The organism is Faecalibacterium sp. I4-3-84 (assembly GCF_023347255.1).
Taxonomy (GTDB): domain Bacteria; phylum Bacillota; class Clostridia; order Oscillospirales; family Ruminococcaceae; genus Faecalibacterium; species Faecalibacterium taiwanense.
Genome location: NZ_CP094466.1, coordinates 2936478 through 2953823, shown reverse-complemented (window position 1 = coordinate 2953823; position 17346 = coordinate 2936478). Strand labels below are relative to the sequence as shown.

Genomic DNA, 17346 nt, shown 5'->3' with positions numbered 1-17346 from the left:
AAGCGTTGGGGCGGGACTGGAGTCCCGGGCTGTTCGCGGAGAAAGCTATCTGCCGCCCTGCCCTATTCTCAGCACACCGCGCCGGGCTGGGGCTTTTCTGCGGTGGGCGGCACGATGGCGGCGTCTGCCGCCTTTTTCTTTGCATGGGTGCGGCTGGGAGCCTTGGCCTTCTTTGCGTTCTGGGGCTTGAGCAGGGCCGCGTTCAGCACCTGCGTCAGGCTCTGCATGGGCAGGAAGGTGAGGTTCTTCTTCACCTCGTCGTCCACCTCATACAGGTCGGGTTCGTTGTCCTTGGGGATGAGCACCGTTTTCATGCCCTCGCGGTAGGCCGCCATGCTCTTTTCCCGCAGGCCGCCGATGGGCAGCACGTTGCCGTGCAGGGTGATCTCGCCGGTCATGGCCACATCACCGCGCACCGGGATGCCGGACAGGCAGGACACCAGCGCCGTGGTCAGGGTGACACCGGCAGAAGGGCCGTCCTTGGGCACTGCGCCCTCCGGGGCGTGGATGTGCAGGTCGCACTTTTTGAGCTTTTCCGGGTCGATGCCGTACTCGGCGGCGTGCACGCGCACCCACGTAACGGCCAGCTGAGCGCTCTCCTTCATCACGTCGCCCAGCGAACCGGTGACGGTGATCTTGCCGCTGCCGTTGTCCATCACCTGCACCTCGATGGGCAACGTCTCGCCGCCCACGCTGGTCCATGCCAGACCGTTGGCGATGCCCACCGCGTTGGTGCGGTTGAGGAAGTCGGGCTTGACAAAGCGGGGGCCAAGCAGCTGTTCCAGCATGGTGCCGGTAACGGAGACGCTTTCCACCTCGCCTGCGGCGATCTTGCGGGCGCACTTGCGCAGCACGCTGGTGATGGTGCGTTCCAGATTGCGCACACCGGCCTCGCGGGTGTAGCCGTCGATGATGCCGTACAGCGCGCTCTGGCTCAGCGTGACCTTGCCGGTCAGGCCGCAGGCCTTGAGCTGCTTGGGCAGCAGGTGCTTGCGGGCAATGTTGTATTTTTCCACGCGGGTGTAGCTGGGCAGCTCGATCACGTCCATGCGGTCGCGCAGGGGGCCGGGGATGCTGCCCAGATCGTTGGCGGTGGTGATAAAGAGCACATGGCTCAAATCGAACGGGATATCGATGAAATGGTCGTTGAAGGTGCTGTTCTGCTCCGGGTCCAGCGCTTCCAGCAGGGCTGCGGCCGGGTCGCCGCGGAAGTCGCCTGCCAGCTTGTCGATCTCGTCCAGCAGCATGAGGGGGTTCGCGCTCTTGGCAGAGATCATGGCAGTGATGATCTTGCCGGGCATCGCGCCGATATAGGTGCGGCGGTGGCCGCGGATCTCGGCTTCATCCCGCACGCCGCCAAGGCTGATGCGCACATACTTGCGGCCCAGACTTTCGGCGATGGAGCGTGCAATACTGGTCTTGCCCACGCCCGGAGGGCCTACAAGGCAGATGATCTGTGCCTTCACGTCCGGTGCCAGCTTGCGCACGGCCAGCGTTTCCAGAATGCGGTCCTTCACCTTTTTCAGGCCGTAGTGGTCGCGGTCCAGAATCTGCTGTGCGCGGCTGATATCAAGGTCGTCCACCGTAAAGGTGTTCCACGGCAGGTCCAGACAGGTGTCCAGATAGGTGCGGATGACCGTTGCCTCCTGATTGGAGCCCTGCATCTTGGCAAGGCGGTCCACTTCCTTGAGCAGTTTCTTCTCGCTGTCCTCGGCAAGGTGCAGCCCGGTGATCCTGCGGCGGTACTCGTCGGCCTCGGCGTGGGTGTCGTCGCCCTCGCCCAGCTCGTCGCTGATGATGTGCAGCTGTTCGTGCAGGTAGTAATCGCGCTGGTTCTTGTCCATGGACTCGTTGACCTTTTCCGCGATCTCCTTTTCAATTTTCATTACCTGACACTCACGGCGCAGCATCTCGATGAGCTTTTTCAGCCGTCCGTTCAGGGTGCCCTCGTCCATCACGGCCTGCTTGTCCTCGTAGCGGAACAGCAGGTTTGCAGGCATGTACTCGCTGAGGAAGGCGGGGTCGTCGCTGGAAACGATGGCAAACACCACGTCCTTGCCAAGGCGCGGGTTCATACCAAGGTACTCGTCAAACCCGGCCTTGAGGGCGCGCAGCAGCGCTTCGGTCTCCACGGCATCGTCGGCCTTGCCTGCGCGCACCGGGGCCGGGCGCACCTCCGAAAGCAGAAAATCGCCGCTGGCATCCAGTGCACTGAGCTTTGCGCGGTACTTGCCCTCCACCAGGACCTTTACAAGGTCCCCGGAGACGCGCAGCACCTGCTTGACCTCGGCCACCACGCCGTAGCTGAACAGGTCTGCCTGCTGCGGCTCGGTGGTGTCCATGGACTTCTGTGCCACCAGAAACACGTTGGAATTATTTGCCATTGCCCACTCCACGGCGGCAATGCTCTTTTCGCGGCCCACCTCAAAGTGGACGAGATTGTTGGGGAACACCACCAGCCCCCGCAGGGCGATGGTGGGCAGATGCAGCTTTTTGCGCTCCACCTTGATGGTAACTTTTTCACTCATAGTGCAAACACCTCCCGGCTGCCGCGCACTTTCCCACGGCGGCAGCGCTGTATGCAAGAGATTTTATCTTTAAAATAGCAGGTTGTTTCCTTATTATACTGATTTCCGGCCAAAATGCAACTGTGATGCATGGACGGTTGGTTATTCCCCCCGCTTTTCCTGCGTGGAGAAGCCCATTTTGCCAAGAGCCGGCAGCAGGGCCTTGAGGGTGATGGAGGTCAGTGCGCCCATCACAAGGCCCAGCACCAGCATGACCGGCGCATAGTAGAACGAGAGCGAGGACGAGATGATCACGCCTGCACCCAGCAGCTGGCCGATGTTGTGGGCCAGTGCGCCGCATACGGACAGGATGAACCAGGTGGGCCGCACCGGCAGCAGATAGTACAGCACCCACATCACCAGCAGGGACAAAAGGCCGCCGCACAGCGAGAGAAAGCCCGCCGTGAAGCCGGACACCAGAAACACGAACAGTGCCTTGAGCACATCCAGCACCAGCGCCTGCCTCGGCCCCATGAAAAACAGCGCGTACATCACCACGATGTTGGCAAGGCCCAGCTTCATGCCCGGCAAAAGGCCCGGGATGGTGAGCGTGCCCTCAATGAACGAAAGTGCCATGGCCAGCGCAAACAGCAGGCCGGAAAGGGCGATGCGGCGCGTTTTTTCGTAACTGCGTCTGTTTTGGGGCATGCTGCACCCTCCTTTACTCTTCGGTCTGCTGGCTCTGCTCGTAGCTTTCCTGCTCTTCCATGGCAGCTTCCCACGCGGCAAACAGCTCTTCCTGATGGAAGCGCAGGTCGCTCAGCTCGTCGCTCTTCTGGCGCAGCAGGTCGGGGTCGTTGTACACCTCCGGGGAGTTGATCTCGTTGTCCAGCTCCACTTCGCGTGCACCGCAGGCTTCCATCTCGTCCTCGCAGGCCTTGATCTTGGCCCGCAGCTCTGCGCGGCGGCGGCGCTGCTCCCTGCCGTAGCCGGTCTTGGCCGGTTCGGCGGCCTTCTGCACGGCAGGGGCCGGGGCGCTGCGGCCCATCAGGGCATCGTAGCTGGGGTAGAGGGTGGCCTTGCCGTCCTCAAGGTAGAGAATGGGGCAGGCCAGACTGTTCATCAGGTGGCGGTCATGGGTGACCAGCAGCAGCGTGCCGGTGTAGGCCATGAGGGCCTCGGTAAGATTTTCGCGGGTGTAGATGTCCAGATGGTTGGTGGGCTCATCCAGAAACAGCAGGTTGGGCCGTTCCAGCACGATCTCCGCAAAGCGCAGGCGGGCCAGCTCGCCACCGGAAAGCGCCTCGCAGGGCTTGAACACCGTCTCGCCCCGGAAGCCCAGCTTTGCCAGATGGCTGCGCACCTCCAGCTCGGTCATGCGGGGGTACTTGTTCCAGATCACATCGATGACCCGGCCCTGTCCCAGACGGTTCTGCTGCTGGGCAAAGATGCTGGGCCGTGCGCCGGTGCCCAGCCGCACCATGCCGCCGGAGGGGCGGCGCTTGCCATCCAGCACCTGCATCAGGGTGGACTTGCCCGCGCCGTTGGGGCCTGCGATCACCAGCCGCTGGCCGCGGCACACCGTGTAGGTAAAGGGTTCCAGCAGGGTGCGCTCCCCTATTTTGATGGTCAGGTTCTTGAGCAGCACCAGTTCGTTCCACGGTTCTACGTCATATTCAAACCGGAACTTGAGCTGGTTGGTCTCGTCCTTGGGCGCTTCGGTGATCTCCAGCTTTTCCAGCTGCCTGCGGCGGCTCTGGGCCATTTTGGTGGTGGAGGCGCGCACAAGGTTGCGGTCCACATAGTCCTGCAGCTTTTCGGCCAGTGCCACATCTGCATCGTGCTGCTTCTGGCGCAGGGCATCGGCGGCTTCCTTCTGGGGCAGGTAGGCCGAGAAGTTGCCCTTGTAGGTGGTCATGGTCTGGAAGGAGACCTCCCAGATCTTCGTACACACGTTATCGAGGAAGTAGCGGTCGTGGCTGACCACCAGCACCGCACCGGAATAGCTTTTGAGGTAGTTTTCCAGCCATTCCATGGTGGCAAAGTCCAGATGGTTGGTGGGCTCGTCCAGAATGAGCACATCCGGCTTTTTCAAAAGCAGCTTGGCCAGCCGCAGTCTCGTCAGCTCGCCGCCGGAGAGCACCGCAATGTTCTTCTGCCATGTATCCTGCGCAAAGCCCATGCCGGACAGCACCTTTTTGATGTTCACATCCATGTTGTAGCCGTCGGCGGCATCCACGATGTTCTGCAGCTGGTCGTGCCGGGCCAGCAGGCTGGCATCCTCCGGGTTTGCGGCCATTTTGCGTTCCAGCACCTGCATCTGGGCCATGGCATCCAGCACAGGGGCAAAGGTGGAGCGCATCTCGCCGTAGAGATCCAGCGTGGCATCCAGCTTTGCGTTCTGTTCCAGATAGCCCAGCGTCACGCCGTGGGTCACGCTGAACTCACCTTCGTAGTCCTGGTACTCGCCGGTCAAAATCTTGAGCAGGGTGGTCTTGCCCGCGCCGTTCTGGCCCACGATGCCAATGCGGTCCTCCCGCTCGACGCTGGCGGTCACATCATGCAGGACGATCTTTTCGCCAAAGCTCTTGCCTAGTTTTTCCAAATGTATCAGCATAGTTTTATGATCCCGTTCTCTATCCACTTGTTGGCTCAACACTGGTGGCGGCGGTTTTTCAGGCCCACATTGGCCAGCTCTTCCTGCTCCATCACCAGAGGATACAGCTCCTTCAGGTCTGCGATCTCGTAGGTGGGCACCACCTTGCCGGGATTCTCAGCGTGATTGGGATTATACCAGCAGGTGTCCAGACCTGCATTCGCGCCGCCCTGAATGTCGCTGCTCAGGCCGTCGCCCACCATCAGCACATGCTCCCGGTTCTCCACGCCAAGGGCGCGCAGGGCTGCGTCAAAGATCTTCCGGTTGGGCTTTTCGGCGTCCATCTTCTCGGAGACGAATACATCCTCCATAAAGTTCAGGATGCCGCTTTCTGCCAGACGGCGGGTCTGCACCTTCTGGAAGCCGTTGGTCACAACGGCCAGCGTCGCCACCTCGGAGAGCTCCCGCAGCACATCCAGCACTTCCGGCCCCATCAGATCCGGGTGGGTGGAGAGCTGTTCCAGATAGAAGCGGTTCATTTCCACGCCGTCACCGGCGGCATCAATGGCCTTGAGAAAGCGGGTGAACCGCTCCGCCATGAGCTTTTCCCGCTTGATCTGGCCTTTTTCCAGCTGCCGCCACAGCTCCGAGTTGATGGTGCGGTAGGTCTGCACCGTTTCTGCGTCCGGCTCAATGCCGTAGTTCACCAGCGTTTCGGCCAGTGCCTTGCTTTCGGCTGCGTCAAAGTTCAGCAGGGTGTTGTCTGCATCGAACAGCACGCAATAATATTTTGCCATAAACCTTCCCTCTTTTCCTTCTGCCATGGCCTCAGCTGCCATGCGCTCAACAACAGGCAGAAGCCAGCCCTGCCGTAAACAGAGCTGGCTTCACATCATTCTGTTACAATTTCGTACGGTGGTACGTCCGTCTGCTCCGGGTCGTTGTCCGGGCAGGTGGTTTTGACATCACAGGGGGTGGCAGCACACTTTGCCATTTCCTCTTCCAGCGCGCCGTTGTCCACGTTCTCCCAGTCGGTGCCGTAATCGTCCACGCTGCCGTCGGTCACGTTCTCTTCCCCGGGCAGCGCCGGGATGCGGGGTTCCTCGTAGTACATGCAAACGCCTCCCTTCCTGCCAGCCTATGCGGCACAGCAGGCCGGGGTGACAGCCTCAGGACGCGGAGTCCGTGGATGCGGACTGCTCGTTGGCGGCTTCCTTGCTGGCATTGGATTCCGAAGCCGCATGGGAGCTGCCAGAGCTTGCAGAGCTGCTCTCGCTGCTGGAGCTGCTATGGGAAGCCGAGCTGCTCTCACCAGAGTCCGCGTGGGACGAGCTGGTGCTATGGGAAGAGCTGGCTGTTCCGTTGGAAGCAGAAGCCGAGCCTGCCGGGGAAGCCGTGCTCTCACTGCTGGAAGAGCTGTGAGACGAGCTGCCGGAGGTGGATGTAGCCCCGGAGGATGCCCCGGAGGTGGTGCCGGACGATGCACCGGAAGAACTGGTGCTGCCGGAAGAACTGCTGCCCGACGTGCTGCCGGACGAGCCGGAACTGCTGCCGGAGCCGGACGAAGAGCTGCCGGAGCTTACGCCGCTGACCGTCACATTCAGGGTGTTGCTGGTAACGGTGCAGCCGTTGTAGCTTGCCACTGCGTACACCTTAAAGGTCGCATCGAGCATGGAGGGGTCGATCTGTACCTTGACGGTGGTCTTGCCCGCCGCCTGCGGCACTTCCACACCGTTGGCGTACCAGCGGATGCTGTCGGCAGTGAGGTGCTTGCCGCTCAGCTTTGCGGTAAAGGTGTAGGAATCGCCCAGCACGGCCTTGCCGGTGCTGCTGATATGCACGGAAGCCGCTGCAAACACGGCGGTCACGTCCACGTTCTGCTTGAAGTTCGTATCGGTGCGGGTCTTCTGGGTCACACCGTCGCTCCACTTGACGAACACATAGCCGTCCTGCGGCACAGCCGTCACGCTGATGGACTGGGCGGCGCTGGTCACTTCATAGGAGAGGGATGTCTTGCCGCTGTCGCTGCCGCTGGAAAGGGTGCCGCCGGTCTTGTCCACCCGGTAGCTGGCCTGATACAGCACGCCCTGCTCTTCGGAAGAGCCTGCAGCCTCCGAGCTGCTGGGTGCTGTCACCGCAGAGCTGGGGTTCGGGGTATACTCGGCGCGGGTGGGGATGTTGGCGGTGTCCGGGCGGCGGTCGTCGGTCTGGTAAGCGTGGGTGCGCAGATAGCTCAGCATGGCCTTCAGGCCCACGGGCTTCAGGTGGATATCGCCGGTCTGGTAGTAATCCTCGCGGCCATAGCCGTTGGCATCCTTCAGCGCTTCGGCACTGTTGAGGAACTTCAGGCCCATCTGCTCACACATGGACAGCAGGGCCATGTTGAAGTCGTCGATCTTGGTCTGGTCCATGTGGGGGTAGTTTGCGTGGTTTGCAGGCACCGGCGGCACCGTGTTCACAATGATGTCGGTGTAGGGGTAGCTTTCCTGAATGGCCTGCACCAGCGCGGTGTAGTTCTTGATGAACTCGTCCACGCTCATGCCGGTATCATTGGTGCCCAGCATGATGACCACGCGGCGGGGCTTCATTTTGGCCACGGCCTGCGCGATGGTGTAGGTGCTGCTGTCCTTTTTAAAGGTAACGATGCCCTCGTTCAGGGCGGCATGGGTGCCAATGCCCTCCTTGGCGCAGAACTGCTGCAGGCTGATCAGGCCGTTGGCGTACAGGCGCACCGTGTTGGAATCGCCGAGGAACAGCGTTTCCTTCTGGTAGCTCTCGCCCGCGTCGGCGGTCTCCGGCAGCAGGGCGGCAGAGGTCTCGCTGATCTGGTAGTGATCCGAGATATCCTCTTCGCCCGGCACCAGCACCTCGCTGGAGGGCTGTTCCACCGGGGCCGCAGGGTTCTTGCCGCGCTTGAGCAGCGTCATGGTAATGGCAATGGTCAGAATGGCTGCCAGCGCGCACACACTGCACACCAGCACAGCCTGCTTCTGCATAGGAGTAAGCGATTGCTTTTCCGGTCGTGTATTTCTCATATCTCTCACCATTCACTTCGTTTCCGGCACAGGGCCTTCCGGTCATGCCTGTCCGTTCAGGATCTGGTCTGCAAGGCTGGCGCAGCTTTCGGCCAGCAGCACCGGGTGGAAGGGTTCCAGCTCTTCCCTGCTGCCGTAGCCGTACAGCGCACCGGCGGCATCCAGCCCGCAGTCCGCAGCGCCGCGCATGTCGTCGTTGCGGTCGCCCACCATCAGCACCCGCCTGCCCTGCATCATGGGCTGGGCCAGCACATGGCGCACCACGTCGGTCTTGGTGTCGCGGCTCTCGTCCATGGACGCGCCGCCGATAAAATCAAAATAGCCTGCAAGGCCCTTTTCTTCCAGAATGGGCGTGACGACCTGCGTGGGCTTGGAGGTAGCGGTGCACAGCACAAGGCCCGCGTCCTTCAGGCGCTGCAGCATCTCTGCTGCACCGGGGTAGGCGGCGCACTCGTGGCTGCCCTTGACGGCGTAGCTGTCGCGGTACAGGTCGGTGGCCTTTTCAATGAGGGCCGGGTCGGTAAAGTGCTCACCAAAGCTCTTGCGCAGCGGCGGGCCAAGGTAGCGGCGCAGGTTCACATTTGTGGTGTCCACGCCCATCCTGGCAAAGACTTCTTTTAATGTATTTATGATACCGGGAGCGGAATCGATCAGGGTCCCGTCCACATCAAACAGGATCGCATCGTAGTTCAGCAATTTGTAAATTTCCTCACTTTCATGGTGATACATTGTATAGTATAGCACAGAATCCCGTTATCAGCAATTCCAACAAATGGTTTTTACAAAAATTATGCATTCAAGCAGAGAAAAGGCCCGCCCGGCATCCGGACAGGCCTTTCCGCATCTTCTTACTTCGCTGCGGCATCCGCAGGCGGATAGTACAGGTTGTTGGAGACGAACTCCAGCTTATCCTTGAGCACCAGCTCCAGGTTTGCCACGGCGTGCACCATGTTGGTGGCCGAATCGTTTACTTCCAGCAGCTTGCACAGGTCCAGACCGTCCAGTTTCATGGCGGCATCCATCTTCCGGCTTTCGGCACACAGGATGTGGCTCAGGGCATTTTCCTGCAGAGCGATGCTCTCCACAAGGTCAACGACCGCCTGCTCCAGCGTCACCTTGGGCAGGCAGGGGCAGGGGCAGCGGGTGGTATCGATACAGTTCTCAGCAGACATGATAAAACCTTCCTTTCGTTCATCCGGTCAGGGGCGGTGTACGCCCCATTCTATGTCTGCCGGGTACGCCGGTGTTACTCCTGCTTTTTAGGGTTCTGGGTGCCGCGCACCTTTTCGATAGTCTCGCGGTAGCCGCCGGAGCCGTACTGGATGCAGCGGTTGATGCGGCTGATGGTGGCCGTGCTGATCTCCACTGCCTTCACGATCTGATCGTAGGTCCTGCCGTCCAGCAGCATTTTTGCCGCTTCCAGCCGCTGCGCCATATCCGAGATCTCCTTTACAGTGCACAGGTCTTCAAAGAAGTTGTAGCACTCCTCCCGCGTTTCCAGACTGAGGATGGCATCAAACAGTGCATCGGTGGTCTGGTTTCTTCTGGAATTTTTATCTGCCATGAATGTTCTCCTTGCCGCCGCAGCGGCCTGTCCGGTTTTGGGAGCGTTCCCTCTTTTAAATGTTCCGGAAATGTTCAGGTTCTTTCTTGCATCACCACTTTAGCACATCAAAGTGTGAAAGTCAAGTCCTTGGCGTGAACTCTTTTCATCCGTTTGTGTGTATAGTTTTCTTCGTTTCACGCATGAACAAAAATCATCTAAAAATTCTTGCAGAACGCTTTTCTGAATTAGTGCATCCTCCGAACTTGTGCCAAAGATATTGACAATTTGTGAATCCCGCACTAAAATACGGACAATCATTCGGCAAATGCGATGAACAGGACATGATTCTTTGCAGCACCCTCTCCCAGAGAGCCGCCCATCTGATGCAAGGGCAGCAGTCAGGAGCAAAGCGTTCTCCCCTGCGAGCAGCCTGTGTGAACAAAGGCGCTGACCCCGCCTTCCAGTAATGCATGGCCGTTTTGCCCACGTTACGGGGCTGCGTATGTATGTACGCTGGGAGTGGCTGCCCTGTGCAGCAAACGAAGTGGTATCGCGGAGTATTCTATACACGATGTGCAGTGTATGTGAAGGCCTTCGTCTTCGATGGTTCGTCCCAAATGGAACGAACGCAGGAGGACGGGGCCTTTTTTACACCCTGCCGCCCCCATGTCGCTGACATTTGCCGGATGCCAAAAAAGGAAAGAGGTAAAAACAATGAATACGCTGGTCATCGTATTGATCGCAGCCGTGTGTCTGTTTGGCGCTTATATGCTTTACGGCCGCTGGCTGGCAAACAAGTGGGGCATCGACCCCTCTGCCAAGACCCCGGCAGTTGTCCATGAGGACGGCCGGGACTACGTTCCCACCGACGGCTGGACCGTGTTTGCACACCAGTTCAGCTCCATTGCCGGTGCAGGCCCTGTTACCGGTGCGATCCAGGCCGCTGCTTTCGGCTGGCTGCCGGTGCTGCTGTGGGTGCTGCTGGGCGGCATCTTCTTCGGTGCTGTCACCGACTTCGGCGCTCTGTATGCTTCCGTTAAGAACGACGGCAAGAGCATGGGCATGCTGATCGAAAAGTACATCGGCAAGACCGGCCGCAAGCTGTTCCTGCTGTTCTGCTGGCTGTTCTGCGGCATCGTCATTGCCGCCTTTGCCGACATGGTGGCCGGCACCTTCAATGCCTACGGTGCTGACGGTGCTCTGGTGGAGGCTGCCCAGACCAACGGTGCTGCCGGCATGGTCTCCATCATGTTCATGGTGTTTGCCGTGATCTTTGGCCTGCTGCAGAAGAACCTGCACTTCACCGGCTGGAAAGAGAATGTGATCAGCATCGTATTCATCGTGCTGTCCTTTGTGGTGGGTGCAAACTTCCCCATCATTCTGGGCAAGGCTGCATGGAGCTACATCACCTTTGTGTACATCTTCTTTGCTGCTGTCCTGCCCATGTGGCTGCTGAAGCAGCCCCGTGACCACATGACCACCTTTATGTTCGTGGCCATGATCGTGGGTGCTGTTCTGGGCCTGATCGTCAACCATCCCGTCATGAACCTGCCGGTGTTCACCGGCTTTACCAACGCCAAGCTGGGCACCATGTTCCCCATCCTGTTCGTTACCGTTGCCTGCGGCGCTGTTTCCGGTTTCCACAGTCTGGTGTCTTCCGGCACTTCCTCCAAGACCGTTACCAATGAGAAGGATATGCTGAAGGTCGGCTACGGTGCCATGGTGCTGGAAAGCCTGCTGGCTGTCATCGCCCTGTGCGTGGCCGGTGCTTCTGCTGCTGCAGACGGCACCCCCGCAGACGGCACCCCGTTCCAGGTCTTCAGCCGCGGCGTTGCCAGCTTCTTCGTGGGCTTTGGCCTGGACCAGCACTTTGCCTCTGTGTTTATGACCATGTGCGTTTCCGCACTGGCCCTGACCAGTCTGGATGCTGTGGCCCGTATCGGCCGCATGAGCTTCCAGGAGCTGTTCAGCGTGGACGACATGGAGCATGCTGAGGGCTGGCGCAAGCTGCTGTGCAACGTGTACTTCTCCACCTTCCTGACTCTGGCTTTCGGCTTCCTGCTGACCAAGATCGGCTACGCCAACATCTGGCCCCTGTTCGGTTCTGCAAACCAGCTGCTGAGCGCTCTGGTTCTGGCCACCCTGTGCGTGTTCCTGAAGGTCACCGGCCGCAGCAACAAGATGATCTTCCCTCCGCTGGTCATCATGCTGTGCGTCACCTTCACCGCTCTGGTGCAGCGCCTGATCGCCATGGTCAAGGCCATCAGCAATGCCGCTGCTGTCACCATCCCCGCTGGCGAGACCACTTGGGGTGCTGTGTTCATTGCAAACGGCCTGCAGCTGATCCTGGCCGTGCTGCTGATCGTTCTGGGCCTGAACATCGTGTTCCACTCCTTCAAGGCCTATAAGAATGCTGAGCACAACAGCGAAGCAAAGGTCTGAGTTTCAGATCCTGCTGAACTGAATCTGTAAATGCAAACTGCCGCTGACGGCGTAAAAACCGTCAGCGGTAGTTTTTGTTGCTGTAAGCTTCTATGATTTGAAATGGCCTCCGCGTGCGCTCTGGCCATAAGCAGAGGAAAATTTATTTGATATTGTGGTTTGGAAACGACTGCGGTCGTTTTCAAACCATTTTTTCACAGAAAGAGTCCCAAAGATAAAATGCATAGTCACCACAAAAAATGCAGTGTACGGTCACGACCTTTCCCGTGAAAAAACAAACCAGCAAAGCCCGCAGGCTTTGCTGGTTTGCAAATATAAAAATAATACTTCCGCTGGAAATGGCCAGAGCGCACGCGGAGGCCATTCTAAATCTTCTGCCCAGTTGCAAAGCACAAGAATCAAAGGTTTGCTTCTTCCCACGTTTGAAGGACCGCCATCTGCACTGGGGTGTGGAACCAGTGCTCCCCGCCTTCCATGATCGTCAGATGCGCCCCGCTTTCCTGACGGAAGCGCTCGATCATGGTGCGGCTGGTCAGGGCATCCCTGTCACCATACAGCACCTGCGTGCGGCCATGCCAGTGCAGCGGATGTTCCCGCACCCAGCACAGATACGGCCATGAGAGGGTCTCCCCAAGATCCGTGGGGATCTCCCCTGCCCGCTGCAGCTGTTCCTCGGTCACATGGGCATATTGCATCATATTCGTGATGAGAGCTTCCATATCCACCACCGGAGAGACCAGAAGGGCCTGTTCCGACGCGTCTCCCTGCAGCGCCTGCATGGCAAGCCACGCGCCGATGCTCACGCCATACAGCCGGATATGCGCCCACACCGGCTTCATGCGGGCGTATACGGCTTCTATCTCCGGCACAGCCACCCACGGCAGAAGCCGTTCCGGGCTGTTTTTCCGTGCGCCATGCTCGGGCAGGTCGATAGCCAGCACCTGCCAGCCCGCTTCACAGGCTGTAGCGGCAAAACGTTCTGCCTCTTCCTTGCAGCCGTTCTTGCCATGGAGATAGAGGTAAACATTCCGGCTCCGGCTGCCGTACAGGATGGCCGGGATGCCCGCAAGAGTCATGGTTTGTTTTTTCATAAGGGATTCTCCTTATCCGATCATGCTCTCCATTCGGAGAGACGTTTTGTTTACACTGCGCATTGCTTTTCGTCCTCCCTTCTTTCCGTTTTCTCTATGATAGCACATCCGCCCGGCAAACACAAACAAAAAGGAGCCGCAGCGCCCTGTTACGGGTACTGCAGCTCCCAATTCAACTTTGGAAGTTAAATTACTTCACCATGCTTGCAACTTCAGCAGCGAAGTCGTCAGCACGCTTCTCCAGGCCTTCGCCCTTCTGGAAGCGGGTGAACTTGACGATCTTGATGTCGCCGCCCAGATCCTTAGCGACCTTAGCGGTGTACTGAGCAACGGTCAGGTCGCCGTCCTTGACGAACTCCTGATCGACCAGGCAGTTCTCCTTGAAGAACTTCTTGATCTTGCCCTCGATCATCTTCTGCTTCACAGCCTCGGGCTTGTTAGCGGTCTTGGGATCGCCAGCCATCTGAGCCAGCATGATCTCCTTCTCCTTGGCCACGACCTCAGCGGGGACAGAAGCCTCATCGACATAGCCGGGGTTAGCAGCTGCGACCTGCATAGCGATGTCCTTGCCGTAGGTAACGAACTCGTCCTTAGCCTCGATGCCGTTGGTGGTCTCGAAGTTGACCAGAATGCCGTGGGTGCCGCCGCCGTGGACGTATGCAGAGCAAACGCCCTCGTAACGGACGAAACGGCGAACCTTGATGTTCTCCTTGATGACCAGGATCAGGTTCTTCAGAGCCTCGTCCACGGTCTCGCCGTTCTCGGTCTTGCAAGCCATCAGAGCCTCAACATCAGCAGGGTTCTGCTTCATGATGACCTGAGTAGCCTCCTTGACGAAAGCAACGAACTTGTCGTTCTTGGCGACGAAGTCGGTCTCAGCGTTGACCTCGATGACAACACCCACCTTGCACTCGGGGCAGTAGTCAGCGTAGACCATGCCCTCGGCAGCGGTACGGCTTGCCTTCTTGGCAGCGGTAGCCAGACCACGCTCACGCAGGATCTCGATTGCCTTCTCGAAGTTGCCGTCAGCCTCGGTCAGAGCCTTCTTGCACTCCATCATGCCGCAGTCGGTCTGCTTGCGCAGTTCCATAACGTCCTTTGCAGAAATAGCCATTTTCGTATTCTCCCTTACACGTTATTTTGTTGTTTGTGGGATGGGAAATCAGGCGTTTGCTGCATCCTCAGCGGGAGCGGCCTCCTGGTTGCCCTGCTTGCCTTCCAGCACAGCGTCAGCCATAGCGCCAGCGATCAGCTTGACAGCGCGGATTGCGTCGTCGTTGCCGGGGATCACGTAATCGATCTCGTCGGGGTTGCAGTTGGTATCAACGATAGCCACGATGGGGATGTTCAGCTTGCGGGCCTCAGCAACAGCGATGCGCTCCTTGTGAGGATCAACGATGAACATAGCCTTCGGCAGGGTCTTCATGTTCTTGACACCGCCCAGGTACTTGTCCAGCTTCTCCATCTCCAGCTCCAGCTTGGCAACTTCCTTCTTGGGCAGCAGCTCGAAGGTGCCGTTCTCCTTCATCTTAGCCAGCTGATCCATACGGTCGATGCGCTTGCGGATGGTGCGGAAGTTGGTCAGCATACCGCCCAGCCAGCGAGCATTGACATAGTGCATGCCGCAGCGCAGAGCCTCGTCACGGATGGACTCCTGAGCCTGCTTCTTGGTGCCGACGAACAGGATGTCGCCGCCCTCAGCTGCAACTTCCTTCACGTAGTTGTAAGCCTCGTCCAGCTTCTTCACGGTCTTCTGCAGATCGATGATATAGATGCCGTTGCGCTCGGTGAAGATGTACTTTGCCATCTTGGGGTTCCAGCGGCGGGTCTGGTGACCGAAGTGCACACCTGCTTCGAGAAGCTGCTTCATAGAAACGACTGCCATAGTAAAAATACCTCCAGATATTGTTTTGCCTCCGCACACCGTGATCCCGGGCCGTATCGGACGGTTCGGGACTGCCCTCCACCCATTTGGGCACAAAAGGGCATAGTGATGCGTGTGTAATGCCTTGTTATAATATCACAAACAAACGCCGGTTGCAAGAGTTTTTCTCTGTTTTTTACAAAGAAATCGTCTGTTTTTCGCTCATTTGCCTGTGTCCACGCCGCTCAGGCCCGCAAGGCCCATGCGCTGCAGGGCGTATCCCCTGCCGAACATCAGGTCGTACTGCAAAAGCCAGTGCTCTGCGCTCCACCGCTGCTGGAACTCGGTAGGCTCCTGCGTGGTGGTGCCGTCCAGATTCATGGTGGTTCCGCGGGTATTGGTGCGGCTGGCCACGCGCAGCTGACGGTTCAGGAACTGGAAGTAGAGCGGCTCTTCCAGACCGTAAATATCCATCATCACCGGCGAGATATCGTAAGCGGCAATGGTGCCAAGGTCCACCTGCTGCTGGCTGTAGTTGGACCACATCAGCAGCGTGGTCTGGTGCAGGCGGGGGTCTGCGCTGGAATCGCTGGCATAGCCGGTAGTGGTGTAGACATCGTAATTGGAATCGATGGGGTTATAGTGGTCGCCCCAGAACACCAGAATGACCGGCTCGTCCACCTGCGAGAAGTATTCGGTCAGTTTGCCCATCATGGCATCTGCATCCCGGATACCGGTAGCAAAATCTTCCAGCGCGCCCACGGTGCTGGGCTTGAGGCCCGCCGGGTGGGACAGCACCTTCACCCGCTCGTCGTCCGGGTAGTTGTCCTTGTTATAATTGGTATGGTTCTGCATGGTGACAGCGTGCAGGAAGATGGGCTTGTCCGAGCTGGACTTCATGCTCTCGTACTGCTGGATGATCTGGTCGGCCATGGAATCATCGGTGACAAGGCCGCTGGTCCAGTAGTGCTTGCGCACCTTGGTCACGTCATGCATATCCTCAAGGCTGATAAAATCGTCAAAGCCGAGGTTGGGGTAAGCCTTGTCGCGGCTCCAGTATTTTGCCCAGAAGCAGTGCACGGCTGCGGTCTGGTAGCCCTTGAGCTTGAGGTAATTGGGCATGGCGAACATGGGCTTGGTCACATGCTGCTGGTAGGGCTTGCTGCCGCTGGGCAGGAAGGATACCGAGTAGCCGGTAAGGGCTTCAAACTCCACATCGCAGGTACCGCCGCCAAAGCTGGGGCTGTAGGCCCGGCCATAGGCGCTGGTCTGCTGCAAGGCGTGCAGGTTCTTGGAGACATCGGTATCAAAGGTGATGCCGTACTGTTCCAGCTCCGAGACATCCCAGTAGGACTCGTCCATCACATAGATGATGGTGGGCTGCTTCACCTGCTCGTCCTTGGGGGTCACGGCGCTGTAGCTGGTGGAGTACAGCGGGCTGGTGGCAAACTTCTGGCTCTCGTCCGCATTGTCCAGCAGGGCATCCACCGCTTCCTGCGAGTATTCCTCGGGCTTCGAGATCTCCAGATTGGTGAGGTTGGTCATAAAGCCGGTGATCACGCCGTAGTAGCGGTAGTAGCGGTCCTGCATCCATGCATCCGGCGTAATGCCCAGCACCTGCGTGACAGCGGGCTGCAGGTACACGCCGAACACCAGCAGGCAGAGGGCCGCTGCGGTGGCGGCACTGCCCGCCAGCCGGGGCAGCCAGCGCTGTTTGTGGCGGCCGCGGAACAGGAAGAAGCTGCCCACCGTCAGTGCCAGCACCACGATGATGGTCACGACCATGCTGGGCTGGATCTTGAGGCCCGCAGCGGATGCCACACCGGCAGCCTCCGACACCTGTGTCAGATCCCATGGCAGGAACGGCTCGCCGCGCAGCTGCAGGGTGTAAAAGTTCACCGCGCAGGGCGCACAGCCCAGCACCGCCATGCCCAGCGTGGACAGCGGCGGGCAGCGGAACACCCAGTCCAGCAGCAGCCACACCAGAAACAGCAGCAGCCACGCCAGCAGATAAGCCCCGATGTGCGGGAAGATAAAACTTGCAAAAACGTCTGCGCTCAGGCTCCCGCGGGCGATCCCCTCGCCCAGCAGCAGCACGATCAGCGATGCCGCCAGCGGGAATACCATCCGCAGCGCCAAAAGCGGTTTGGGAGTTTTCATAATTCCTGTTCCTTTCCTCATCCGTGAAACCTCAGATCATACGCAAAAGCACATTTCTTTACGCTTTTTGCACAAAGCTTCTGCGATTATTATAGTCACTTCCAC

At 58.9% G+C, this 17346-nt stretch carries 14 protein-coding genes; 1 reads left to right on the top strand and 13 read right to left on the bottom strand.

Going from position 1 to position 17346, the window contains the following annotated elements; genetic code table 11:
• Positions 1-68: 68 nt before the first annotated feature.
• The 9 genes from lon to MTP41_RS14615 form a co-directional block, all read right to left on the bottom strand.
• Positions 69-2528 (bottom strand): endopeptidase La, encoded by a 2460-nt coding sequence (lon, locus tag MTP41_RS14655; RefSeq protein ID WP_005940355.1) that lies wholly within the window; start codon positions 2526-2528, stop codon positions 69-71.
• A gap of 141 nt (positions 2529-2669) precedes the next feature.
• On the bottom strand, positions 2670-3215 hold the full coding sequence (locus MTP41_RS14650) for a Gx transporter family protein (RefSeq protein ID WP_097781894.1): 546 nt from the start codon (positions 3213-3215) through the stop codon (positions 2670-2672).
• A gap of 13 nt (positions 3216-3228) precedes the next feature.
• On the bottom strand, positions 3229-5124 hold the full coding sequence (locus tag MTP41_RS14645) for an ABC-F family ATP-binding cassette domain-containing protein (RefSeq protein WP_249235815.1): 1896 nt from the start codon (positions 5122-5124) through the stop codon (positions 3229-3231).
• A gap of 35 nt (positions 5125-5159) precedes the next feature.
• A complete protein-coding gene (locus tag MTP41_RS14640) occupies positions 5160-5900 on the bottom strand; it encodes a YjjG family noncanonical pyrimidine nucleotidase (RefSeq protein WP_249235814.1) in 741 nt (246 codons plus the stop codon).
• Positions 5901-5995: 95 nt separating this feature from the next.
• Positions 5996-6217, bottom strand: coding sequence for a hypothetical protein (locus MTP41_RS14635; RefSeq protein WP_118527866.1), 222 nt, complete (start codon positions 6215-6217; stop codon positions 5996-5998).
• Between the two features lie 55 nt (positions 6218-6272).
• Positions 6273-8138 carry an SGNH/GDSL hydrolase family protein gene (locus tag MTP41_RS14630; protein WP_249235813.1) on the bottom strand — a complete coding sequence of 622 codons (1866 nt, stop codon included), beginning with the start codon at positions 8136-8138 and terminating at the stop codon, positions 6273-6275.
• A gap of 42 nt (positions 8139-8180) precedes the next feature.
• Positions 8181-8834 carry an HAD-IA family hydrolase gene (locus tag MTP41_RS14625; RefSeq protein ID WP_242702837.1) on the bottom strand — a complete coding sequence of 218 codons (654 nt, stop codon included), beginning with the start codon at positions 8832-8834 and terminating at the stop codon, positions 8181-8183.
• A gap of 152 nt (positions 8835-8986) precedes the next feature.
• Positions 8987-9310, bottom strand: coding sequence for a hypothetical protein (locus MTP41_RS14620; RefSeq protein ID WP_005940334.1), 324 nt, complete (start codon positions 9308-9310; stop codon positions 8987-8989).
• 74 nt (positions 9311-9384) lie between these two features.
• Positions 9385-9702 carry a YerC/YecD family TrpR-related protein gene (locus MTP41_RS14615; protein ID WP_118527870.1) on the bottom strand — a complete coding sequence of 106 codons (318 nt, stop codon included), beginning with the start codon at positions 9700-9702 and terminating at the stop codon, positions 9385-9387.
• Positions 9703-10398: 696 nt separating this feature from the next.
• Between MTP41_RS14615 and MTP41_RS14610 the strand changes: the two genes are divergently transcribed.
• Positions 10399-12126: a carbon starvation CstA family protein gene (locus tag MTP41_RS14610; RefSeq protein WP_097777928.1), complete on the top strand. Its 1728-nt coding sequence runs from the start codon at positions 10399-10401 to the stop codon at positions 12124-12126.
• 398 nt (positions 12127-12524) lie between these two features.
• Here MTP41_RS14610 and MTP41_RS14605 read toward each other — a convergent pair whose 3' ends face one another.
• The 4 genes from MTP41_RS14605 to MTP41_RS14590 form a co-directional block, all read right to left on the bottom strand.
• A complete protein-coding gene (locus tag MTP41_RS14605; RefSeq protein ID WP_249235812.1) occupies positions 12525-13217 on the bottom strand; it encodes an alpha/beta hydrolase in 693 nt (230 codons plus the stop codon).
• Positions 13218-13407: 190 nt separating this feature from the next.
• Positions 13408-14331, bottom strand: coding sequence for a translation elongation factor Ts (gene tsf / locus MTP41_RS14600; protein ID WP_249235811.1), 924 nt, complete (start codon positions 14329-14331; stop codon positions 13408-13410).
• Positions 14332-14379: 48 nt separating this feature from the next.
• A complete protein-coding gene (gene rpsB, locus MTP41_RS14595; RefSeq protein WP_005940316.1) occupies positions 14380-15102 on the bottom strand; it encodes a 30S ribosomal protein S2 in 723 nt (240 codons plus the stop codon).
• Positions 15103-15303: 201 nt separating this feature from the next.
• A complete protein-coding gene (locus tag MTP41_RS14590) occupies positions 15304-17241 on the bottom strand; it encodes an LTA synthase family protein (RefSeq protein ID WP_249235810.1) in 1938 nt (645 codons plus the stop codon).
• Positions 17242-17346: the final 105 nt, after the last annotated feature.

Excerpts from the sequence above, each read along its gene's own strand:
- lon (WP_005940355.1), bottom strand. The coding sequence starts at position 2,528 with ATGAGTGAAAAAGTTACCATCAAGGTGGAGCGCAAAAAGCTGCATCTG.
- MTP41_RS14650 (WP_097781894.1), bottom strand. The coding sequence starts at position 3,215 with ATGCCCCAAAACAGACGCAGTTACGAAAAAACGCGCCGCATCGCCCTT.
- MTP41_RS14645 (WP_249235815.1), bottom strand. The coding sequence starts at position 5,124 with ATGCTGATACATTTGGAAAAACTAGGCAAGAGCTTTGGCGAAAAGATC.
- MTP41_RS14640 (WP_249235814.1), bottom strand. The coding sequence starts at position 5,900 with ATGGCAAAATATTATTGCGTGCTGTTCGATGCAGACAACACCCTGCTG.
- MTP41_RS14635 (WP_118527866.1), bottom strand. The coding sequence starts at position 6,217 with ATGTACTACGAGGAACCCCGCATCCCGGCGCTGCCCGGGGAAGAGAAC.
- MTP41_RS14630 (WP_249235813.1), bottom strand. The coding sequence starts at position 8,138 with ATGAGAAATACACGACCGGAAAAGCAATCGCTTACTCCTATGCAGAAG.
- MTP41_RS14620 (WP_005940334.1), bottom strand. The coding sequence starts at position 9,310 with ATGTCTGCTGAGAACTGTATCGATACCACCCGCTGCCCCTGCCCCTGC.
- MTP41_RS14615 (WP_118527870.1), bottom strand. The coding sequence starts at position 9,702 with ATGGCAGATAAAAATTCCAGAAGAAACCAGACCACCGATGCACTGTTT.
- MTP41_RS14610 (WP_097777928.1), top strand. The coding sequence starts at position 10,399 with ATGAATACGCTGGTCATCGTATTGATCGCAGCCGTGTGTCTGTTTGGC.
- MTP41_RS14605 (WP_249235812.1), bottom strand. The coding sequence starts at position 13,217 with ATGAAAAAACAAACCATGACTCTTGCGGGCATCCCGGCCATCCTGTAC.
- tsf (WP_249235811.1), bottom strand. The coding sequence starts at position 14,331 with ATGGCTATTTCTGCAAAGGACGTTATGGAACTGCGCAAGCAGACCGAC.
- rpsB (WP_005940316.1), bottom strand. The coding sequence starts at position 15,102 with ATGGCAGTCGTTTCTATGAAGCAGCTTCTCGAAGCAGGTGTGCACTTC.
- MTP41_RS14590 (WP_249235810.1), bottom strand. The coding sequence starts at position 17,241 with ATGAAAACTCCCAAACCGCTTTTGGCGCTGCGGATGGTATTCCCGCTG.